The sequence below is a fragment of the Pseudomonas karstica genome (assembly GCF_009707515.1).
Taxonomy (GTDB): Bacteria; Pseudomonadota; Gammaproteobacteria; order Pseudomonadales; family Pseudomonadaceae; genus Aquipseudomonas; species Aquipseudomonas karstica.
Window position 1 is genome coordinate 261,888 of sequence record NZ_WLYI01000002.1, and the last position, 18,569, is coordinate 280,456.

An 18,569-nucleotide genomic window follows, 5' to 3' on the forward strand; every position below is an offset into this window, starting at 1 on the left:
GAAAACCTCGCTCACAAATATAATAATATTAATACATTTCAATTACTTACAAACATGGCACAAATCCCGCTATAGCCCCTCTCCAACGCTCCACCCCACAAAAACAACAATCAAATCTGGAGACACTCCATGAGTGTAATCATTGCCCTGGCGGCGCTCGCGCTGCTGATGCTGGCCGCCTACCGAGGCTACAGCGTCATCCTGTTTGCTCCGATTGCCGCCCTTGGCGCCGTGCTGCTCACCGACCCTTCCGCCGTCGCCCCAGCCTTTACCGGGGTGTTCATGGAAAAAATGGTCGGCTTTATCAAGTTATATTTCCCGGTATTCCTGCTGGGTGCGGTGTTCGGCAAGTTGATTGAAATTTCCGGTTTCTCCCGCTCAATCGTCGCCGCGGCCATTCGCCTGCTGGGTACCCGCCAGGCGATGCTGGTGATTGTCCTGGTGTGCGCCCTGTTGACCTACGGCGGCGTGTCGCTGTTCGTCGTGGTGTTCGCGGTGTACCCGTTCGCCGCCGAGATGTTCCGCCAAAGCAATATTCCCAAGCGCCTGATCCCGGCCACCATCGCCCTCGGCGCGTTCTCGTTCACCATGGATGCCCTGCCCGGCACGCCGCAGATCCAGAACATCATTCCCAGCACCTTCTTCAATACCACCGCCTGGGCGGCACCGTGGCTGGGGTTGGTTGGCACGATCTTCGTGTTCTGCGCCGGCATGCTGTACCTGGCCCGTCAACGCAACAAGGCCCAACGGGCTGGCGAAGGCTACGGCACTGAACTGCGCAACGAGCCGGAAACTGCCGAAGATATCAAGCTGCCTAATCCGTGGGTTGCCCTGTCGCCGCTGTTGCTGGTGGGGGTCATGAACCTGCTGTTCACCCACTGGATCCCCCAGTGGTACGGCAAGACCCACAGCCTCAGTCTGCCGGGCATGAGCGCACCGGTGACCACTGAAATCGCCAAATTGACCGCCATCTGGGCGGTGCAGGCCGCGTTGCTGGTGGGGATCGTGATGGTGTTGGTGTTCGGCTTCTCGGCGATTCGCAGCAAGCTGGCCGAAGGCAGCAAAAGTGCGGTCAGCGGCGCGTTGCTGGCAGCGATGAACACGGCCTCGGAATATGGCTTTGGCGCGGTGATTGCCTCGCTGCCAGGCTTCCTGGTGCTGGCGGACTGGCTCAAGGGCATCCCCAACCCACTGGTCAACGAAGCAATTACCGTGACCCTGCTGGCCGGCATCACTGGCTCGGCCTCGGGCGGCATGAGCATCGCCCTGGCGGCAATGTCCGAGAGCTTTATTTCAGCGGCCCATGCGGCCAATATCCCTCTTGAAGTGCTGCACCGGGTGGCGGCCATGGCCAGCGGCGGCATGGACACCCTGCCCCACAACGGCGCCGTCATCACGCTGTTGGCGGTCACCGGGCTGACCCACCGCGAAGCCTATAAAGATATTTTTGGCATCACGATCATCAAGACCCTCGCGGTGTTCGTGGTGATCGGTACTTTCTACGCCACCGGCATTGTGTGAGGTTTTCATGACGACATTGAATGGCAAGACAGCCCTGGTCACTGGCTCCACCAGCGGTATCGGCCTGGGCATTGCCTTGAGCCTGGCCAAGGCCGGGGCCAACCTGATCCTCAACGGTTTTGGCGATGCCAGCGCGGTGATCGCCCAGGTCCAGACCCTGGGCGGCAAGGTAGGCCATCACCCAGCAGACGTCAGCGACCCGGCGCAGATTGCCGAGATGCTCGCCTATGCCGAGCGCGAGTTCGGCGGCGTCGATATTCTGGTGAACAACGCTGGCATCCAGCATGTGGCTGCGGTGGAGGATTTCCCGGTGGAGCGCTGGGATTCGATCATCGCGATCAACCTGTCCTCGGTATTCCACGCCACCCGCCTGAGCCTGCCGGGCATGAAGGCCAGGGGCTGGGGGCGGATCGTCAATATCGCCTCAGTCCACGGCCAGGTGGGTTCGGTGGGCAAGGCCGCCTATGTGGCAGCCAAACACGGAGTGATTGGCCTGACCAAGGTCGTGGGCCTGGAAACCGCCACCAGCAATGTCACCTGTAATGCGATTTGCCCTGGCTGGGTGCTGACGCCGCTGGTGCAAAAGCAGATTGATGACCGCATCGCCACGGGCGTCGACCCGCAACAGGCCCGCCATGATTTGCTGGCAGAGAAACAGCCGTCGCTTGAATTCGTCACCCCGTCACAACTGGGGGAACTGGTACTGTTCCTATGCAGTGAAGCTGGCAGCCAGGTGCGTGGCGCAGCGTGGAATATCGACGGGGGCTGGCTGGCCCAGTAGTGATCGTTCCCACGCTCCGCGTCCCAAGAGCATCCAGAGAGGCATTCCCACGCAGAGCGTGGGAACGAGAGAGATTCCCAGCATGTCCGACATACTCTGGCAACCCAGCCCCGAACGCATCCACGCCACCCGCATGGACCAGTTCCGGCGCTTTATCAATGACCGCCACACCTTGCAGCTCGCCGACTACCCGGCCCTGCACCAATGGAGCGTCGACCAGCGCCCGGACTTCTGGCAGGCGATTGTCGACTTCTTCGAGGTGCAGTTTCGCACCCCTCCCAGCGCCGCGCTGGTCGAAGGTGCACAGATGCCCAGCGCCCAGTGGTTTCCCGGTGCCACGCTGAATTTCGCCGAACACCTGCTACGCCGCCGCGACGATCACCCGGCCGTGGTCGCCATCAGCGAAGACGGCCAACGCGAACAGCTCACCTACGCCGAACTGGCCCACCACGTCGCCGGCCTGCAACGCAGCCTGCGGGCAGCCGGCGTTGGCATGGGAGATCGGGTCGCCGCCTGCATGCCCAACACCTGGCAAACCCTGGTGGGCATGCTCGCGACCACCAGCCTGGGGGCCATCTGGTCCTGTTCTTCGCCGGACTTCGGCACCCAAGGCGTCATCGACCGATTCGGCCAGATCGAGCCCAAGGTGTTGATCACCTGCGCCGGTTATCGCTATGCCGGCAAGAACATCGACCAGAGCACCAAGCTCAATGAAATCCTTGGGCGCCTGCCGTCACTGGAACAGTTGATCATCGTGCCCTATGCCCGCCCCGAAGCGCGTATCGGCGACTATCAGACCCCGGCCAACGTTGCCCTGTGGGATGACTTTTACAGCGTCGGCGGTGAGCCCGAGTTCGTCGCCGTACCCTTCGATCATCCGCTGTATGTTCTTTATTCCAGCGGCACCACCGGCGTGCCCAAATGCATCATCCATGGCACCGGTGGCGTGCTGCTCACCCACCTCAAGGAGCACGGCCTGCACGCCGATCTTTCCCGGGACGATTGCCTGTTCTACTACACCACCTGCGGCTGGATGATGTGGAACTGGTTGGTGTCGGTGCTGGCCATCGGCGCTACGGCCGTGCTGTACGACGGCTCGCCGTTCCATCCAGGCCCGGAACGACTGCTAGACCTGATCGACCAGGAAAACATCAGCGTCTTCGGTACCAGCCCGAAATTCCTCGCCACCCTGGAGAAATCCGGCCTCACGCCACGTGTGAGCCACGACCTGGGCAGCCTCAAAAGCATCATTTCCACAGGCTCGCCACTGTCGCCATACAGCTACGATTACGTGTACCGCGATATCAAGCAGCAGCTTTGCCTGTCATCCATGTCGGGCGGCACCGATATCGTCTCCTGTTTTGTGATCGGCAATCCGGTGCTGCCGGTGCGCCGTGGCGAAATGCAGTGCAAGAGCCTGGGCATGGCGATTGAAGTGTGGGACGACCAGGGCCGGCCCTTGATCGGTGAAAAGGGCGAACTGGTGTGTACCCGACACTTCCCTGCAATGCCCATCGGCCTGTGGAACGACCCTCGCCAGGAAAAGCTGCGCGCCTCCTATTTCAGCCAGTTTCCCGGTGTCTGGGCCCAAGGCGACTATGCCGAGCAACGACCCAATGGCAGCCTGCTGATCCATGGCCGCTCCGATGCAGTACTCAACCCCGGTGGCGTGCGTATCGGCACCGCAGAGATTTACCGACAGGTGGAAAAGGTGCCTCAAGTGATCGAAAGCCTGGCCATCGGGCAACGCTGGCTGGACGACGTACGGGTGGTGCTGTTTGTGCGCTTGAACGATGGCGTCGAACTGGATAAGTCGCTGGAGCAGCAGATCCGCCAGGTGATCCGCGCCAACACCACTCCCCGCCATGTGCCGGCGAAGATCCTCGCGGTGACCGATATTCCCCGCACCATCAGCGGCAAGATCGTCGAGCTGGCGGTCAGAAATGTGGTGCATGGCGAGTTGGTGAAAAACACCGATGCCCTGGCCAATCCCGAGGCTCTGGAGCAGTTTCGCAATCGACAGGAACTGACGACTTGAGGAAAGGCTTCAGCCCTGACGCACACATTTAAAGAAAAAGCCCTCAAGCATGTTATTTTTCGAGGGTAGCAAGCCTCTCCTGCCCCACGGGATAATGGGCTCTTGTCATTCTTCAAAGCGATAAGCGCAGGGCATTTACATGAATGGAATACCCACCGGTAGCGAGGCCGCCACACTGATTGCACGGCTGGACTGGGCACAAAGCCCCCTCGGTGAAGTCATTGACTGGCCACAGAGCCTGCGTACGGCAGTTGACATCGTTATCCATTCGCCCATGCCGATGCTGTTGCTGTGGGGCCCCGAGCTCACGCAGCTGTACAACGACGGTTTCGCCCGACTGGCTGGCAACAAGCACCCTCGGGCCTTCGGCCAACCGGTCGACCTGATCTGGCCAGAGATGAAAAGCTTCACCGATCCAATCTACAGCGCCGTGCTGCGCGGCCAGGTGCGTACGTTCAGCGAACAGCGCTTCGTCCTGCAACGCAATGACCGCGATACCGAGATCTGGCTGGACCTGACCTACAGCCCGATTCGTGACGAGCGCGGTGAAGTCGCCGGAATCCTGGCCACCGCCATCGAGACCAACGAACGTCGTCGGGTTGCCCTGGAGCTGCAACAGCGTTCCGAGCAAAGCCTCAAGGCCCAGCACAACACGGAACAGCGCCTGCAACTGGCGCTGGCTGCCACGGATGCGGTAGGCACCTGGGACTGGGACATCGCCGAAGACCGCTTTATTGCCGACGCTCACTTTGCCTTTCTGCACGGCGTTGATCCCTGCGATGCCGGCTTGCTGCCCATCAGCGACTATCTGCAAGGTGTACATCCCGAAGACCGTGGCATGGTCACTCGCAGCATCAAGCACTGCATCACCCATGGCACCGAATACGCCGAGGAATATCGCCTGCTGCAAGCCGACGGCCAGATACGCTGGGTGTTTGCCCGCGGACGCTGCTACAAGAATCACCATGGTCGCCCCGCCCGCTTTCTCGGTGCAGCCCTGGACCTGACCGAACGCAAGCATACCGAGCAGGCCCTGCGCCAAAGCCAGACCGAGTTGCAACTGATCATCAACGCCATGCCGGTGCTGATCGGCTATGTCGACCACGACCAGCGCTTTCGCCTGAACAACAGCGCCTACCTGGACTGGTACGGCATGACCCCGCAGGAGCTGTACGGCAAGACCATTCTCGAAGTGGTCGGCGAAGAAGTGTATGCCGGGCGCGCCGACAAGATCGCCGCGGCGCTCAAGGGCAAGACGTGCAGCTTTGTCACGATCACACCCCATCGGGATGGTCGGCCACGGCATGCCTTGATGAAGTACCTGCCCAGATTCAGCAATGACGGCTCGGTCAATGGTTTCTATATCTTTGTCATCGATGAAACCGAGCGCAAGTTGACCGAAGAGGCCCTGCGCCACCTCAATGAAAACCTCGAAGAGCGGGTCAGCCAACGCACCCAGGCCTTGGCCGAAGCCAACCAGCGCCTGCAAAACGAGATGTTCGAACGCGAGCGCGCCGAAGACGCCCTGCGCCATGCACAGAAGATGGAAGCAGTGGGCCAACTCACCGGCGGCATCGCTCATGACTTCAACAATATGCTCACCGGCATCATCGGCAGCCTGGACCTGATGCAACGCTACATCGCCGCCGGACGCAGCGCGGAAATCGGCCGATTCACCGACGCCGCCGTGTCCTCTGCCCACCGCGCGGCGGCGTTGACCCACCGTTTACTGGCCTTCTCCCGACGCCAATCTTTGGACCGGCGACCCATTGATCCCAACCAGTTGGTCAGTTCACTCGAAGAGCTGTTTCGCCGCACCAAGGGCGCGCATATCGAACTCAAGGTGCAACTGGGTAACGATATCTGGCCGGTGAGCACCGACGCCAGCCAGTTGGAAAATGCCCTGCTCAACCTGGTGATCAACGCCCGCGACGCCATGCCCGATGGCGGTGAGTTGCGCATCGAGACCGCCAACAGTTATCTGAACGACACCGACATCACCAGCCTCGAGCCGGTCAAGGCCGGCGACTATGTAATGCTCGGCGTCTGCGACAACGGCGCCGGCATGACCCCGAAAATCCTGTCCAAGGCCTTCGACCCGTTTTTCACCACCAAGCCCATCGGCCAGGGCACCGGGCTCGGGCTGTCGATGATCTATGGTTTTGCCCAGCAATCAGGCGGCCACGTGACCATTCAAAGCACCCCCGGCCACGGCACCTGTGTGCGTCTGTACCTGCCACGCCTGCACGGCACTGCCCTGGAAAACAACGAACCCGAGAAACATGGGGAAGCCCCCGTGGCCCTGGCCGGAGAATCGGTGGTGGTGGTCGAGGACGACGCTGCGGTGCGCATGCTGGTGGTTGATTTACTCGGTGAGCTGGGCTACACCGCCCACCAGGCGATCGATGCCCGGGCGGCATTGCCGTTGCTCGAGTCCGACCTGCGTGTAGACCTGCTGATAACCGATGTCGGCCTGCCAGGCATGAATGGCCGACAACTGGCGGAAATCGCCCGCCAGCATCGCCCTGGGCTCAAGGTCTTGTTCATGACCGGCTACGCCGAGAAAGCCACCGAGCGTCAGGGCTTCCTGGAGGAAGGCATGGACATGGTGGCCAAACCGTTCTCCATCGACCTGCTGGCCACTAAAATCCGCAGCATGATCAGCGTCGACAAATGAGTTCAGGCATAATCGCGCGCCCTTACGTTTATCCGTTGCAAGGTAACAAGCCCATGAAAGCCCAAGCCCGCCATATCCTGGTGAAAACCAGCGAAGAAGCCGAACAGCTCAAGCAACGCATTGCCAAGGGCGAGGCATTTGATGTGCTGGCCAAGAAATACTCCACCTGCCCGTCCGGCAAGCGCGGCGGTGACTTGGGTGAGGTTCGGCCGGGGCAGATGGTGGGCGCGATCGATACGGTGATTTTCAAAAAGCCCGTGAAGGTGGTCCACGGGCCGATCAAGAGCAAGTTCGGCTATCACCTGGTGCAGGTGTTTTACCGGGACTAATTGTAGCCACTGCCGAGGTACGAGGCTGCGATGCGTGTCCGCAGGACCGCCCACGGGGGCCGCTTCGCAGCCCACCGCTGCCTCGTATTTCGGCAGCGACTACAAGTGCGTCACTCTCGGGGAATCAGCGCGCCAGGCACCTGAATCACCCGGCTCGCCAGGCGATGCCCGGCCAATGCCGCCTCCTGCGGCGTGCCCCCCTTGAGCCGGCTGGCCAAGTACGCCGCACTGAACGAATCCCCCGCCGCCGTCGTATCTACCACCGCCTCAACCACCAGCGCCGGCACGGCAAAACGCTCGCCACGCCAACGAATCAGACAGTCGTCAGCGCCACGCTTGAGGACCACTTCTTCAATGGCCGGATACGCCGCAAACACCTGTTCGCTGTCTTCATGGCCAAACAACGCTCGTTCGTCATCCTCGGTCAACAAAGCGATGTCCACCTGTGCCAGGAGCTTGTGATAAGCCGCTCGCGCCGCGTCGACACTGGCCCACAAGCGTGGACGATAGTTGTTGTCAAACACCACCTTGGCGCCCTGCCTGCGGGCTTCGATCAGGGTTTTCAACAGACGCTCGCGCCCCACCTCCCCCAGAACTGCCAGGGTGATACCGCTGAAATACAGCACGTCGTAAGCCGGCAACGCCGCCAGGATCGGTTCCGCCGCCGGGGTAGTGAAGCAATCGCGCACTGCCGCCTCGTTGCGCCAGTAGAGGAATTTGCGCTCGCCCCGGGCGTCGGTCTGGATGCAATACAAACCAGGCAAACGCCCCGGCAGACGTTGCACCATGCCCAAGCCCAGGCCCTCCTCGGCCCAGTGCTTGCACATGGCGTCGCTGAAGCTGTCATCGCCCAACGCCGTGACGTAATCCACCACAGGCCCTTCACCCAGCTCGCGGCGCAGGTACACGGCAGCGTTCAAGGTGTCGCCGCCAAAACTTTGTTGCAGGCTGCCATCGGCGCGGTGTTGCAATTCAATCATGCACTCGCCGATGAGGGCGATGCGCAAAGGCACAGTGTTCATAGTCGGGTTCCGTGGAATGGGTAGTTCAGAACGCAGTTTTCAGGGTCTCGACCACCTGCAACTGCTCATCCACCAGGCAGCCCACTTGCCACTTGTCAAAGGTCAGGCACGGATGAGAAGTACCGAACGATAGAATGTCGCCAACCCTCAACTCAACACCGGGCGCCACGGTCATGAAAGCATGCTGGTCCATCACCGCCGTGACCGTGCAGGCGCTGATATCCTCCCCAGTAGCCGGCAGCACGCCAGCCTTGTAGCGCAACAGTGGCACCGGCAAACCGGCGTCGTAGGCCACATCACGCTTGCCCAGGGCGATTACCGCAAAACCCGGCTCCGGTAACGACTGCACATGAGCCCAGACTTCCAGGGCCGGGCGCAAGCCTTCGTTGAGGTCACTGCGACGATCGAGCACGCAGCACTGGGCCTCTTTGTAGATGCCGTGGTCATGGGCCACGTAGCTGCCAGGACGTAGCACACTAAGGAAGCGGCCGGCGGCATTTTGCGCTTCAAAGGATTCAGCGATCAGGTCATACCAGGCCGAACCCGAAGCAGTGACGATGGGTTTGGCGAGGTCGAAAGCAGCGTTATCTTGCAAGTCCACCGCCAGGCGCACCAAAGAAGCCGCGAACTCGCGGATGCCACTGATGGCGTGCTCACCGTGGATTACCCCTTCGTAGCCTTCTATGCCGGTCAGGGCCAGGGCTGGTTGGGCCTTGATCGCCTTGGCCAGGGCCAACACTTGCTGCTCGCTGCGGCAACCGCAACGGCCGCCCACCACGCCGTACTCGATCATCACATTCAAGCGCAGGCCGCGGGCGGCGAAAAAGGCTCCCAGGTCGGCCACGTTGTCCGGATGGTCGACCATGCAATGGAAGTCGAATTGCGGGTCGGCCAGCAAGTCGGCAATCAGCGCCATGTTCGGCGCGCCCACCAGTTGATTGGCCATCAATACCCGACGCACACCGCCGGCATAGGCGGCACGGGTCTGCACCGCGCTGGCCAGGGTGATGCCCCAGGCGCCCTGCGCCAGCTGGCGCTGGAACAGCGCTGGCATCATGCTGGTTTTGCCGTGGGGCGCCAGTTGAGCGCCGCTGCTGCTGACGAAATCCTGCATCCAGCGAATGTTGTGTTCCAGGGCATCGCGGTGCAGCACCAAGGCAGGCAGGCTGACGTCACGAACCAGGTGAGCACCCACGGCAGCGGCGCCCTTTTCAACGGCGTTGAAGGCAGACATAAGAAACTCCTATTCGTTGATACGACGGGCCAGGTTGTTGGCGCTTTCGATCAACACCTGGCGATAGTCATTGTAATTTTCCCGGGCATCGGCCCGTGGGGCGACGATACACAGGGTCGCAATACTGATGCCTTGCACGTCCCGCACCGGGGCGGCAAAGCAATGGGTAAAGGTATCGGCGACGCTGTCAAAGGAGAAAAATCCATCGAGGGTGGCCTGGCGGATTTGCCCAAGGAAAGTTTCCAGCGGCAGACGCTGACCGTCCGGCAGGATGAAGTCGTCGTCGTCGATCAGATCGATGATTTGCTGGTCGCTCAAGTGCCCCAGCAGCAGGCGCCCCGAGGCGGTCCAGGGAATCGGCGCGTTCTCGCCGATGTCCGAGGAAATACGGAAATGCCGCTCGCCTTCACGCATCAGGGCCACGGTGTACTTACGGCCATTGAGCAGGCACATCTGCGCGGTTTCGTGGGTTCGGCTGACGACCTCCTGCAAAGCATGGTCGGCCTCGCGGGTCAGGTCGAAATGCCGTAAGTGGGCCTGGCCGAGGAAGTACAACTGGCGGCCGAGGTAGACATGACCGTCCTTGCCCACCGCCTCAAGAATCCGTCGCTCCAACAATGAGGCGACCAATTCGTAGACCGTGGATTTCGGGCTGCCGATGCCACTGGCAATATCATTGGGGCGCAGGGGCTGGCCGACTTCCTTGAGGAAGTCGAGGATATCGAACGCACGGTCCAGGCCTTTGGCGCGGCGCTTGATGGTGTCTTCGGTCATGGCAGTGTCAGGTCCCGTTACAAATGAGCATTCCCACGTTCTGCGTGGGAATGCATACCGTGACGCCCTGCGTCACAAAAGCGGGCGCAGAGCGTCCAGGGCGGCGTTCCCACGCGGAGCATGGGAACGCTCATTTAGCCTTTTTTCTTGTAGGCCACGCAATCAATCTCAACCTTGCAATCGACCATCATGTTTGCCTGTACACAGGCTCGCGCCGGCGCATGTTCGGGGCTGAAGTACTCACCAAATACCTTGTTGAAACTCCAGAAGTCCCGTGGGTCTTCCAGCCACACGCCGACGCGCACCACGTCCTCGAGCGCATAGCCGGCCTCTTCCAGAATGGCGACCAGATTGCGCATGGTCTGGCGGGTTTGCTCGACGATCCCGCCCTGGATGATTTCGCCGTCTACCGCCGGCACCTGGCCCGACACGTACAACCAGCCATCTGCTTCCACGGCGCGAGCGAAAGGGCGTGGCTGGCCACCGCCGGCGGTGCTGCCGGCGCCGTAACGAGTAATGCTCATAAAATATCTCCTGATAAAAAGCGTTTAAAAACGAATGTTCTTGAGGAATTCTGCCAACCGTGGCGATTGCGCACGTTCAAAGATGTCCTTCGGCGGCCCCTGCTCTTCAATACGGCCCTGGTTCATGAATACGATCTTGTCCGAAACCTCATAGGCAAAGCGCATCTCGTGGGTCACCAGCAACATAGTCATACCTTCTTCCGCCAGGCCCTTGATCACGCTGAGCACTTCTCCCACCAACTCCGGGTCGAGCGCCGAGGTCACTTCGTCGAATAGCATCAAGCTGGGGTTCATGGCGATGGCCCGGGCGATCGCCACGCGCTGCTGCTGGCCACCGGACAACTGACCGGGAAAGTGATTGCGTCGCTCCAGCAGGCCGACACGCTCCAGCCATTTCTCCGCCAGCGCCACCGCTTCATCCCTGGCCATTTTCTTGACCTTGAGCAGGCCAAGTGTGACGTTCTGCAACGCCGTCAAATGAGGGAACAGGTTGAACTGCTGGAACGCCATGCCGGTCATGGCCCGATGCTGGGCGATGACTTTTTCCGGGTGGCGTACGCGCTTGCCGGCGATTTCACTGTAGCCAATAGACTCGCCATCCAGGGTGATCTGCCCGCCCTGGAACTCTTCCAGCAGGTTGACGCACCTCAGCAGCGTGGTCTTGCCCGAGCCGCTGGAGCCGATCAGCGTCACCACGTTGCCGCGCTGCATGGACAGGTCGACACCCTTGAGCACCTCCACCGGGCCGTATTGTTTACGCAGGCCGCTGATGTTCAGCAGTGGCTGCGTTGCAGTGTGAGATTGAGTCATGGCAAGGCCACCCGCTTTTCAATGTAGCGCCCGAATAACTCGATGGCGTAGTTGATGACAAAAAACAGAAAACCGGCAAACAGGTAAAACTCCAGGGTCATGAAGGTCCGGGCGATCACCTGTTGGGTACTGAGGAGCAATTCGGCCACCCCGATCACCGACAGCAGGGTCGAGGCCTTGACGATTTCCGTGGACGAGTTGACCCAGGTCGGCAAGATCTGCCGCAACGCCTGGGGCAACAGCACATAGCCCAGGGACTGGTAAAACGTCAGGCCAATGGCCTTGCCGGCTTCCAGTTGCCCACGGGGGATGGCTTGCAGCGAACCGCGCACGATTTCCGCGACATGGGAGCCGCAAAACAGCGTCAGGCCTACCGCGCCGGCCTGGAACGCCGTGATCTGCCACCCGAGCGCCGGGAGCATATAAAAACAGGCCAACACCAGCACAAACACCGGCGTACCACGGATCAGATCGACATACAGACGGAACGGCGCACGCATCCAGAACTTGCCATAGGTCAGCACCAACCCAGCAACGATACCGATCAAGGTGCCGAAGATAATCGCCAGGACCGAGACATACACGCTGGCCTGAAATCCTGCCCAGAGGGTTTCCCGGGCGATCCACAACTCATGCAGCCAGCTGGGGGCTTCGTACATGGAAACTCCTTAGCGACGGATCGCCAGACGCTGTTCCAGGTAACGGAGCAGCATGGCGATGAGGTAACAGGCAGCCACGTAGAGCGCAGTCGTGACCATCCAGGTTTCAATTACCCGGTAGCTTTCGACGTTGATCTTGCGGGCGTAATAGGTCAGCTCCGGCACCGCAATCGCGGCTGCCAGCGAGGTGTCCTTGAACAGCGAGATAAAGTTGTTCGACAGCGCCGGCAACACGTTGCGCAGCATCACCGGCACGGTGATATAGGCACGGATGCGCCATTCGCCCAAACCGATGGCCAACCCTGCCTCACGCAAGCCCTTGGGAATGTTCAACAACCCGGCGCGGAACACTTCGGTCAGATAGGCTCCGGCGTATAGCGACAGGGTGACAATGAACGAGGGAATCTTGTCCAGGCGAATCCCCAGGCTCGGCAAGGCGAAGTAGATCAACAGGATCAGCACCAGGATCGGCGTATTGCGGATCACCGTCACATACACCGACGCCAGGATTCGCAGCGCACGGTGCCTGGACAGCATGGCAAAGGCCATCAGCAGGCCAATCACGCAACCGATGGCGATCGACAGCAATGCTAACTGAAGGCCCAGGCCGAGCCCCGCCAGCAAGGTGTCGAAATCGCGCCAGACGGCGGCAAAATTCAACTGATAGTTCATGGTCGGCAGTACCTTATCCGGGGCGCCATTAACCGCGCCCCGCGCTCACATATCATTTGAATTCGACCGGAAAACCAATCGCCGGCTCTGGCAGGTCCACACCAAACCACTGCTTGAACGACGCCTTGTAGGTCGGGAATTCCACCCCGGTCATGGCTTCATGCAGCGCGGTGTTGACGAAGTTCAGCCAGTCCTGGTCGCCACGCTTGACGGCGCAGGCGTAGGTTTGCGGGCTCCAGGCGTAAGTCGGGCTGCGGTAGCGGCCAGGGTTTTGCACCATCAGGTACTTGACCGAAGACTGGTCGGTGGCGGCGGCGTCGGCGCGGCCAGAGTTCACGGCCTGGTACATCAGGTCGACGCTGTCGTACTGGTCGACCGTGGCCTTGGGCAGCGCCTGGTGCACCAGTTCTTCGGCGTAGACGTTTTGCAGCACCGCCACGGTGACGCCGTCGCCCGCCGCCTGCAGGTCTTCGATTTCCTTGTATTTGCTGTTGGCCGGCAGCAGCAGGCCGACACCTTCGCGGTAGTACGGCAGGGTAAATGCCACTTGCTGCGCACGACTGGCAGTGACGGTGATGAATTGGCAGCTCATGTCGACCTTGTCGGTCAACAGGTTGGGAATGCGCGCGTCGGAGGACTGCACCACAAACTCGACCTTGGTTGGGTCATTGAACAGACCCTTGGCCACCATGCGGCCGATGTCGATATCAAAACCTTGCAACTTGCCATCCGCTCCCTGGAAGTGCCACGGCGCATTGGTACTGCCTGTACCCACGATCAGGTGCCCACGGGCGAGCACACTGTCGAGCTTGCTGTCCGCCGCCTGCACGAAGCCTGCGATGGAAGCCGATGCGGCGAAGAGAAAAACACATGCTTTAAACACGGAAGGTCGTTGCTGCATGACAAGCACTCCAGAAGTTGTGTATTCCGCTATACCGGAACTTGGTATGTAACAACGGAATAGACAGCAGAAAGTGTGCCATAGCGCTCGTAGAAAAACTACGAAACGAATTAACGCTTTAAAATTCAGGGAGATAAGAATTAATAATCGAGACAGCGTCCGGCCAAATAGCTGGAGTCACATTGCTACCGTTGGCCACACACCGGTGACAGGCGACATTTAAGTGCGCGAACGTAACGTTACCGCGCACCCAATGCTTGAAAAGGTGAGTAAGCGTCAGTCCTCCAACATCAGCCGCGCCGTTCCCGACACACGGATCGACGCCCCCGTCTCATCGGTAATCTGCGCCTGTAACCGCGAACGGCTGCCCATGTCCTCGCCCTGGACAATATTGATGCAGCCCTCGTGAGGCCACTGAAGGTCCCGCAGGTAGCCGGCAAAGGCCGCCGTGGCCGCGCCAGTGGCCGGGTCTTCATACACGCCGCCCGAAGCAAACGGGTTGCGGGTATGAAACAACGTCGGCCCTTCGGCGAATACCAACAGCACAGTGACCAACCCGGCGTCCGTCATGAAACGCCGGCCGGCATCCAACTCATAGCGCATCTGGCTGAGCTTGGCACGGCTGTCGAGGGCCAGTATCAAATGAGTCGCCCCGCCATTGATCAGTGCAGGCGGCAGGCTCGGGTCCAAGTCATTGCGACTGTAGCCAAACAACGCCAGGCCAGCCGCCACCAGAGCATCACTGGCCGGCCCGCTACGGGTGGGCGGCGATTGCAGGGCGGCTTCGATCAGCGAACCTGCACTACGACCACTGACAGTGATGTCGCCATTGTTCAAGGCCAGGTGAAACTCACCATCACCCAGCGCCAGGCTCAACGCAGCCCCCAACGCAATGGTGGCATGCCCACAAAACGGTACTTCGGTTTCCGGCGAGAAGTAGCGCACGCGCCAACCTTCTCCTTGAGGGCAGGCAAACACTGTTTCCGAAAAGCCCACTGCATGGGCAGTCTGCTGCATCTCATCGACTTGCGGCAGCGTATCGCCGATCCATACGCCGGCGGGGTTACCGCCTTGCGCGCCATCGGAAAACGCTGCGATTTTCAAGACGTCCAGGATCATTGCTCTTGGCCTCAGGGAGAAGTTGGCAGGCTTGTGATCCTATCGAACCTGCGCATTCAAGGGAACCAGGCGAACCTGGGTCACCCGCCGCTCTTCCACCGCCACCACCGTCAGGCGCCAGCCTTCATGATCGAGACTGTCGCCCACCACCGGCAAACGGTCCAGCAAGCTCATGACCAAGCCGGCCAAGGTCTGGTAATCCTCAGTCTCCACGGCCCTGAAGCCGGTACGCTGGCGAATCAGGTTGAGATTCAGGGCCCCGCCGACCTTGAAGCCACCCTCCTCTTCAACCATATCCGGGCCCTCGATTTCACTCGCATCGGGCAATTCACCGGCGATGGATTCGAGGATGTCGGTCATGCTCAACACCCCCATGAAGTCGCCAAATTCGTTGATCACGAAGGCGATATGGGTCGACTCCTGGCGCATCTGCTCCAGAGCGTTAAGAATCGAGAAACTCTCCAGCAGATTGACCGCCCGGCGTGCCAGATGCTCAAGGTTGGGCTCGTTGCCGCCCAAGTATTCCTTGAGCAGTTCTTTCTTGTGCACGAAGCCCAACGGCTCGTCGATCGCGCCATTGCGGATCAGCGGCAGCCGCGAGTAGGACGAATGCATCAACTTCAGGCGGATCGTATCGGCATCGTCCGCCAGATCGATAGTGTCGACATGGGCGCGCGGGGTCATCAGGCTGCGGATCGGCCGCTCGGCCAATTGCAGCACGCCACTGATCATCACCCGCTCGCGACGGTCGAACAGCGGGCCTTGGTTGGTATCCGTTTCACCCAGCAAGTCAGCCACTTCTTCACCCACTTCCTCCACCGCCAGGGTCCGACCGCCCAACAAACGCATCACCGCATGAGCCGTGCGCTCACGTATCGGCCGCGCGCCCTGGACAGACTTCTTGCGACGGGCCCGGGCGATCTGGTTGAACACTTCGATCAGGATCGAGAAACCAATGGCCGCGTACAGGTAACCCTTGGGAATATGGAAGCCCAGGCCTTCGGCAGTCAGGGCGAAACCGATCATCATCAAAAAGCCCAGGCACAGCATGATCACCGTCGGGTGCGCATTGACGAAGCGGGTCAGCGGCTTGCTGGCGATAATCATCAGGCCGATGGAAATGATCACGGCAATCATCATCACCGCCAGTTCGTCCACCATGCCCACAGCGGTGATCACCGCATCAAGGGAGAACACCGCATCCAGCACAACGATCTGCGCCACGATGGGCCAGAACATTGCGTAGGCGGCATTGCCGGTGCGCTGGCTGATGTGTCCTTCAAGGCGCTCATGCAATTCCATAGTGGCCTTGAACAGCAGGAACACACCCCCGAACAACATGATCAAGTCACGACCGGAGAAGCTCTTGTCGAACACCTCGAACAACGGTTGGGTCAGGGTCACCAGCCAGGAGATACTCGCCAGCAGGCCCAGGCGCATCAACAATGCCAGGGACAGGCCGATCAGCCGCGCACGGTCGCGCTGCTCCGGCGGCAATTTGTCCGCCAGGATCGCGATAAACACCAGGTTGTCGATACCCAGAACCAACTCCAGCACAATCAAGGTCAACAGCCCGAGCCAGGCCGTTGGATCCGCTAACCATTCCATATCAGTTTCTCTTTAAAAAATTTCAGAATGCCGGGCACGGCAAGGCACGGCCAGAAGACCGGAAAAGGTTAGCAGTCGAAATACGGGATGTTTCAGCGGGAACAACAGCACCTGTCTTGGGGAAAGACGACTGGGAGGCTCCGAGAGGGTGTTCATGCAAATCCTGTAGCGGAAAAAGGATTTGAATCGTACAACTGAAAGCCAAATTTCCTACAACGCAAAACCATTACAAAATTTGTAACAAGCCCACACCGCTTGATCGTTCCCACGCACTGCGCGGGAACGATCGCGTCGTGTCAGCTTTTTCGGGTCGCGTCGTCGAGGGCCAGGATGGTATGAGCATTGGTCACTGTGGTCGCCAGGGTATTGACCACACCGGAGCGCAGCGCCCCAAGGGTCGCCGCCGCCTTGGTGTTTTCACTGGCAATCGCCACCACATCGGGAATCCGAAACAGCTCCTGCACGGTCAAGCCGATCACCCGACCCTGGATGGCATTGACCGCCGGCTGGCCGTGGATATCAATGAAGTCATAACCCATCATGTCACCCACCGTACCGGACAACCGGGCCTGGGCAATTTCCTGGGGTGAGAACCAACCCATGCGCACCATGTTGCTGTTTTCGCTCATGTCGCCAATGCCGATCAACGCCATGTCGGCGCGGCGAGCGCGGTCCAGGGTAGAACGCACGGTGTCGTTGCTGATCAGCACCCCACGCAGCTCCGGGTTGGCCACCAGGGCCGGGGCATACAGGCTTTCACTCTCCCCCCCAAAACGCAGGGCCAGGCGTCGGCAAATATGGTCGGGGTTCATATATTCGCCAGCCTTGAGCGAACCGCCGATAGCGCAGACAAAGGTGCAGTTGCGGATCACCGGTAAAAACACGTTGTCGGCAACCGCGCCCACATTACGGCCCATACCGACCGCGACAATCATGCCGTCGCTCAACGTCTTGTTCAGGTAGTTGGCCACCAGGCTGGCGACGGCCGAGCGCTGGGTATCGGGGTCGCTGTGGTCCACTGCGATCAACGCACGATCCAGCTGGAAGCGCTCTACCAGCGCCTGTTCCAGCTCGTTATTCATCGCCGGATGCTGCAGCACCCGCACCTCGACAATCCCTTCATCCCGTGCGCGCTTGAGCAGACGGCTGACCTTGGCCCGGGACAGGTCGAAACGCTTGGCGATGGCTTCCTGAGTGACGTTCTCAAGGTAATAGAGCATCGCCACTTCGGTCATCCGATCGATATCGCTGGCAATGCGCTGGGTACTGTCACTCATGGGCACGGGCTTCCGTTTCGGCATCAAAGACACATTCTCCCGACTATAGCCCTGTCCCGTCCACTATTGATGCCCGTCACGCTCGATCGCAGTGATGCGATCAACCTTGGCCCCGGAGCGCGCCGCTTCGAACTCCGATTCCAGGAACGATTTGACGATGCTTTTCGCCAGTTCCACACCGACCACCCGCGCCCCAATGGACAGGATCTGCGCATCGTTGCTCTTGCGCGCCCGCTCCGCCGAATAGGTGTCATGGGCCTGGGCCGCACGAATCCCCAAAACCTTGTTGGCGGAAATGGCCATGCCAATCCCCGTGCCACACACCAACACCCCCAGCCGTTGCTGCCCGGCATTGATCGCCTTGGCCACCACCAGGGCGATATCCGGGTAGAGCACCGGCGCCGTGGAATAAGTGCCGAAGTCAGTCACCACATACCCCAACGCTTCGATATGGCACCTCAACAGTTCTTTGAGCTCGTAACCTGCTTCATCGCATCCGATAGCCACCGGGAAAGGTGTGTTCATGGCGTTTGGCTCCGCTGCAGTGGCCTTACTTAAGGCCGATCATTTGATCATTCAATGAAATTTCTATCAGTCATTTCTCAAACATTCACTCCTTCCTG

The 18,569-nt window shown here is 60.2% G+C and carries 17 protein-coding genes; 5 read left to right on the forward strand and 12 right to left on the reverse strand.

Features of this window, described 5'->3' with window-relative positions:
• The first annotated feature begins 129 nt into the window (after positions 1-129).
• From GIR22_RS02705 to GIR22_RS02725, 5 genes are all read left to right on the forward strand, one after another.
• A complete protein-coding gene (locus tag GIR22_RS02705; RefSeq protein WP_154741790.1) occupies positions 130-1,521 on the forward strand; it encodes a GntP family permease in 1,392 nt (463 codons plus the stop codon).
• A 7-nt stretch (positions 1,522-1,528) separates the two neighbouring features.
• Complete coding sequence (locus tag GIR22_RS02710) at positions 1,529-2,302, forward strand: 3-hydroxybutyrate dehydrogenase (protein ID WP_154741791.1); 774 nt, start codon at positions 1,529-1,531, stop codon at positions 2,300-2,302.
• An 82-nt stretch (positions 2,303-2,384) separates the two neighbouring features.
• Positions 2,385-4,340, forward strand: coding sequence for an acetoacetate--CoA ligase (locus GIR22_RS02715; protein ID WP_154741792.1), 1,956 nt, complete (start codon positions 2,385-2,387; stop codon positions 4,338-4,340).
• A gap of 139 nt (positions 4,341-4,479) precedes the next feature.
• Positions 4,480-7,017 (forward strand): PAS domain-containing hybrid sensor histidine kinase/response regulator, encoded by a 2,538-nt coding sequence (locus GIR22_RS02720; protein WP_154741793.1) that lies wholly within the window; start codon positions 4,480-4,482, stop codon positions 7,015-7,017.
• Positions 7,018-7,070: 53 nt separating this feature from the next.
• A complete protein-coding gene (locus tag GIR22_RS02725) occupies positions 7,071-7,346 on the forward strand; it encodes a peptidylprolyl isomerase (RefSeq protein WP_154741794.1) in 276 nt (91 codons plus the stop codon).
• Positions 7,347-7,456: 110 nt separating this feature from the next.
• Here GIR22_RS02725 and GIR22_RS02730 read toward each other — a convergent pair whose 3' ends face one another.
• The 12 genes from GIR22_RS02730 to rpiB form a co-directional block, all read right to left on the reverse strand.
• Positions 7,457-8,368 (reverse strand): sugar kinase, encoded by a 912-nt coding sequence (locus tag GIR22_RS02730; RefSeq protein ID WP_154741795.1) that lies wholly within the window; start codon positions 8,366-8,368, stop codon positions 7,457-7,459.
• A gap of 25 nt (positions 8,369-8,393) precedes the next feature.
• A complete protein-coding gene (locus GIR22_RS02735) occupies positions 8,394-9,602 on the reverse strand; it encodes an amino acid deaminase (RefSeq protein ID WP_154741796.1) in 1,209 nt (402 codons plus the stop codon).
• 9 nt (positions 9,603-9,611) lie between these two features.
• Positions 9,612-10,376 (reverse strand): IclR family transcriptional regulator, encoded by a 765-nt coding sequence (locus tag GIR22_RS02740; RefSeq protein WP_154741797.1) that lies wholly within the window; start codon positions 10,374-10,376, stop codon positions 9,612-9,614.
• Between the two features lie 134 nt (positions 10,377-10,510).
• On the reverse strand, positions 10,511-10,900 hold the full coding sequence (locus tag GIR22_RS02750) for a RidA family protein (protein WP_154741799.1): 390 nt from the start codon (positions 10,898-10,900) through the stop codon (positions 10,511-10,513).
• A 24-nt stretch (positions 10,901-10,924) separates the two neighbouring features.
• Positions 10,925-11,710: an amino acid ABC transporter ATP-binding protein gene (locus GIR22_RS02755; RefSeq protein WP_154741800.1), complete on the reverse strand. Its 786-nt coding sequence runs from the start codon at positions 11,708-11,710 to the stop codon at positions 10,925-10,927.
• Entirely contained in the window at positions 11,707-12,369 is a 663-nt protein-coding gene (locus tag GIR22_RS02760) for an amino acid ABC transporter permease (protein ID WP_154741801.1), read from the reverse strand. The genes GIR22_RS02755 and GIR22_RS02760 overlap by 4 nt, the downstream gene beginning before the upstream one ends.
• A 9-nt stretch (positions 12,370-12,378) precedes the next feature.
• A complete protein-coding gene (locus GIR22_RS02765; protein ID WP_154741802.1) occupies positions 12,379-13,041 on the reverse strand; it encodes an amino acid ABC transporter permease in 663 nt (220 codons plus the stop codon).
• A gap of 52 nt (positions 13,042-13,093) precedes the next feature.
• Entirely contained in the window at positions 13,094-13,942 is an 849-nt protein-coding gene (locus GIR22_RS02770; protein ID WP_154741803.1) for a transporter substrate-binding protein, read from the reverse strand.
• Between the two features lie 276 nt (positions 13,943-14,218).
• A complete protein-coding gene (locus tag GIR22_RS02775) occupies positions 14,219-15,061 on the reverse strand; it encodes a PhzF family phenazine biosynthesis protein (protein WP_154741804.1) in 843 nt (280 codons plus the stop codon).
• Positions 15,062-15,100: 39 nt separating this feature from the next.
• Entirely contained in the window at positions 15,101-16,669 is a 1,569-nt protein-coding gene (locus GIR22_RS02780) for a TerC family protein (protein ID WP_154741805.1), read from the reverse strand.
• 296 nt (positions 16,670-16,965) lie between these two features.
• A complete protein-coding gene (locus tag GIR22_RS02785; RefSeq protein ID WP_154741806.1) occupies positions 16,966-17,946 on the reverse strand; it encodes a sugar-binding transcriptional regulator in 981 nt (326 codons plus the stop codon).
• Between the two features lie 63 nt (positions 17,947-18,009).
• Positions 18,010-18,471, reverse strand: a complete 462-nt coding sequence (gene rpiB, locus GIR22_RS02790; protein ID WP_154741807.1) for a ribose 5-phosphate isomerase B — start codon at positions 18,469-18,471, stop codon at positions 18,010-18,012.
• Positions 18,472-18,569 lie beyond the last annotated feature (98 nt).

Bases quoted from the DNA above. Each gene is read 5' to 3' on its own strand.
- GIR22_RS02705 (WP_154741790.1), top strand. From the start codon at position 130: ATGAGTGTAATCATTGCCCTGGCGGCGCTCGCGCTGCTGATGCTGGCC.
- GIR22_RS02710 (WP_154741791.1), top strand. From the start codon at position 1,529: ATGACGACATTGAATGGCAAGACAGCCCTGGTCACTGGCTCCACCAGC.
- GIR22_RS02715 (WP_154741792.1), top strand. From the start codon at position 2,385: ATGTCCGACATACTCTGGCAACCCAGCCCCGAACGCATCCACGCCACC.
- GIR22_RS02720 (WP_154741793.1), top strand. From the start codon at position 4,480: ATGAATGGAATACCCACCGGTAGCGAGGCCGCCACACTGATTGCACGG.
- GIR22_RS02725 (WP_154741794.1), top strand. From the start codon at position 7,071: ATGAAAGCCCAAGCCCGCCATATCCTGGTGAAAACCAGCGAAGAAGCC.
- GIR22_RS02730 (WP_154741795.1), bottom strand. From the start codon at position 8,368: ATGAACACTGTGCCTTTGCGCATCGCCCTCATCGGCGAGTGCATGATT.
- GIR22_RS02735 (WP_154741796.1), bottom strand. From the start codon at position 9,602: ATGTCTGCCTTCAACGCCGTTGAAAAGGGCGCCGCTGCCGTGGGTGCT.
- GIR22_RS02740 (WP_154741797.1), bottom strand. From the start codon at position 10,376: ATGACCGAAGACACCATCAAGCGCCGCGCCAAAGGCCTGGACCGTGCG.
- GIR22_RS02750 (WP_154741799.1), bottom strand. From the start codon at position 10,900: ATGAGCATTACTCGTTACGGCGCCGGCAGCACCGCCGGCGGTGGCCAG.
- GIR22_RS02755 (WP_154741800.1), bottom strand. From the start codon at position 11,710: ATGACTCAATCTCACACTGCAACGCAGCCACTGCTGAACATCAGCGGC.
- GIR22_RS02760 (WP_154741801.1), bottom strand. From the start codon at position 12,369: ATGTACGAAGCCCCCAGCTGGCTGCATGAGTTGTGGATCGCCCGGGAA.
- GIR22_RS02765 (WP_154741802.1), bottom strand. From the start codon at position 13,041: ATGAACTATCAGTTGAATTTTGCCGCCGTCTGGCGCGATTTCGACACC.
- GIR22_RS02770 (WP_154741803.1), bottom strand. From the start codon at position 13,942: ATGCAGCAACGACCTTCCGTGTTTAAAGCATGTGTTTTTCTCTTCGCC.
- GIR22_RS02775 (WP_154741804.1), bottom strand. From the start codon at position 15,061: ATGATCCTGGACGTCTTGAAAATCGCAGCGTTTTCCGATGGCGCGCAA.
- GIR22_RS02780 (WP_154741805.1), bottom strand. From the start codon at position 16,669: ATGGAATGGTTAGCGGATCCAACGGCCTGGCTCGGGCTGTTGACCTTG.
- GIR22_RS02785 (WP_154741806.1), bottom strand. From the start codon at position 17,946: ATGAGTGACAGTACCCAGCGCATTGCCAGCGATATCGATCGGATGACC.
- rpiB (WP_154741807.1), bottom strand. From the start codon at position 18,471: ATGAACACACCTTTCCCGGTGGCTATCGGATGCGATGAAGCAGGTTAC.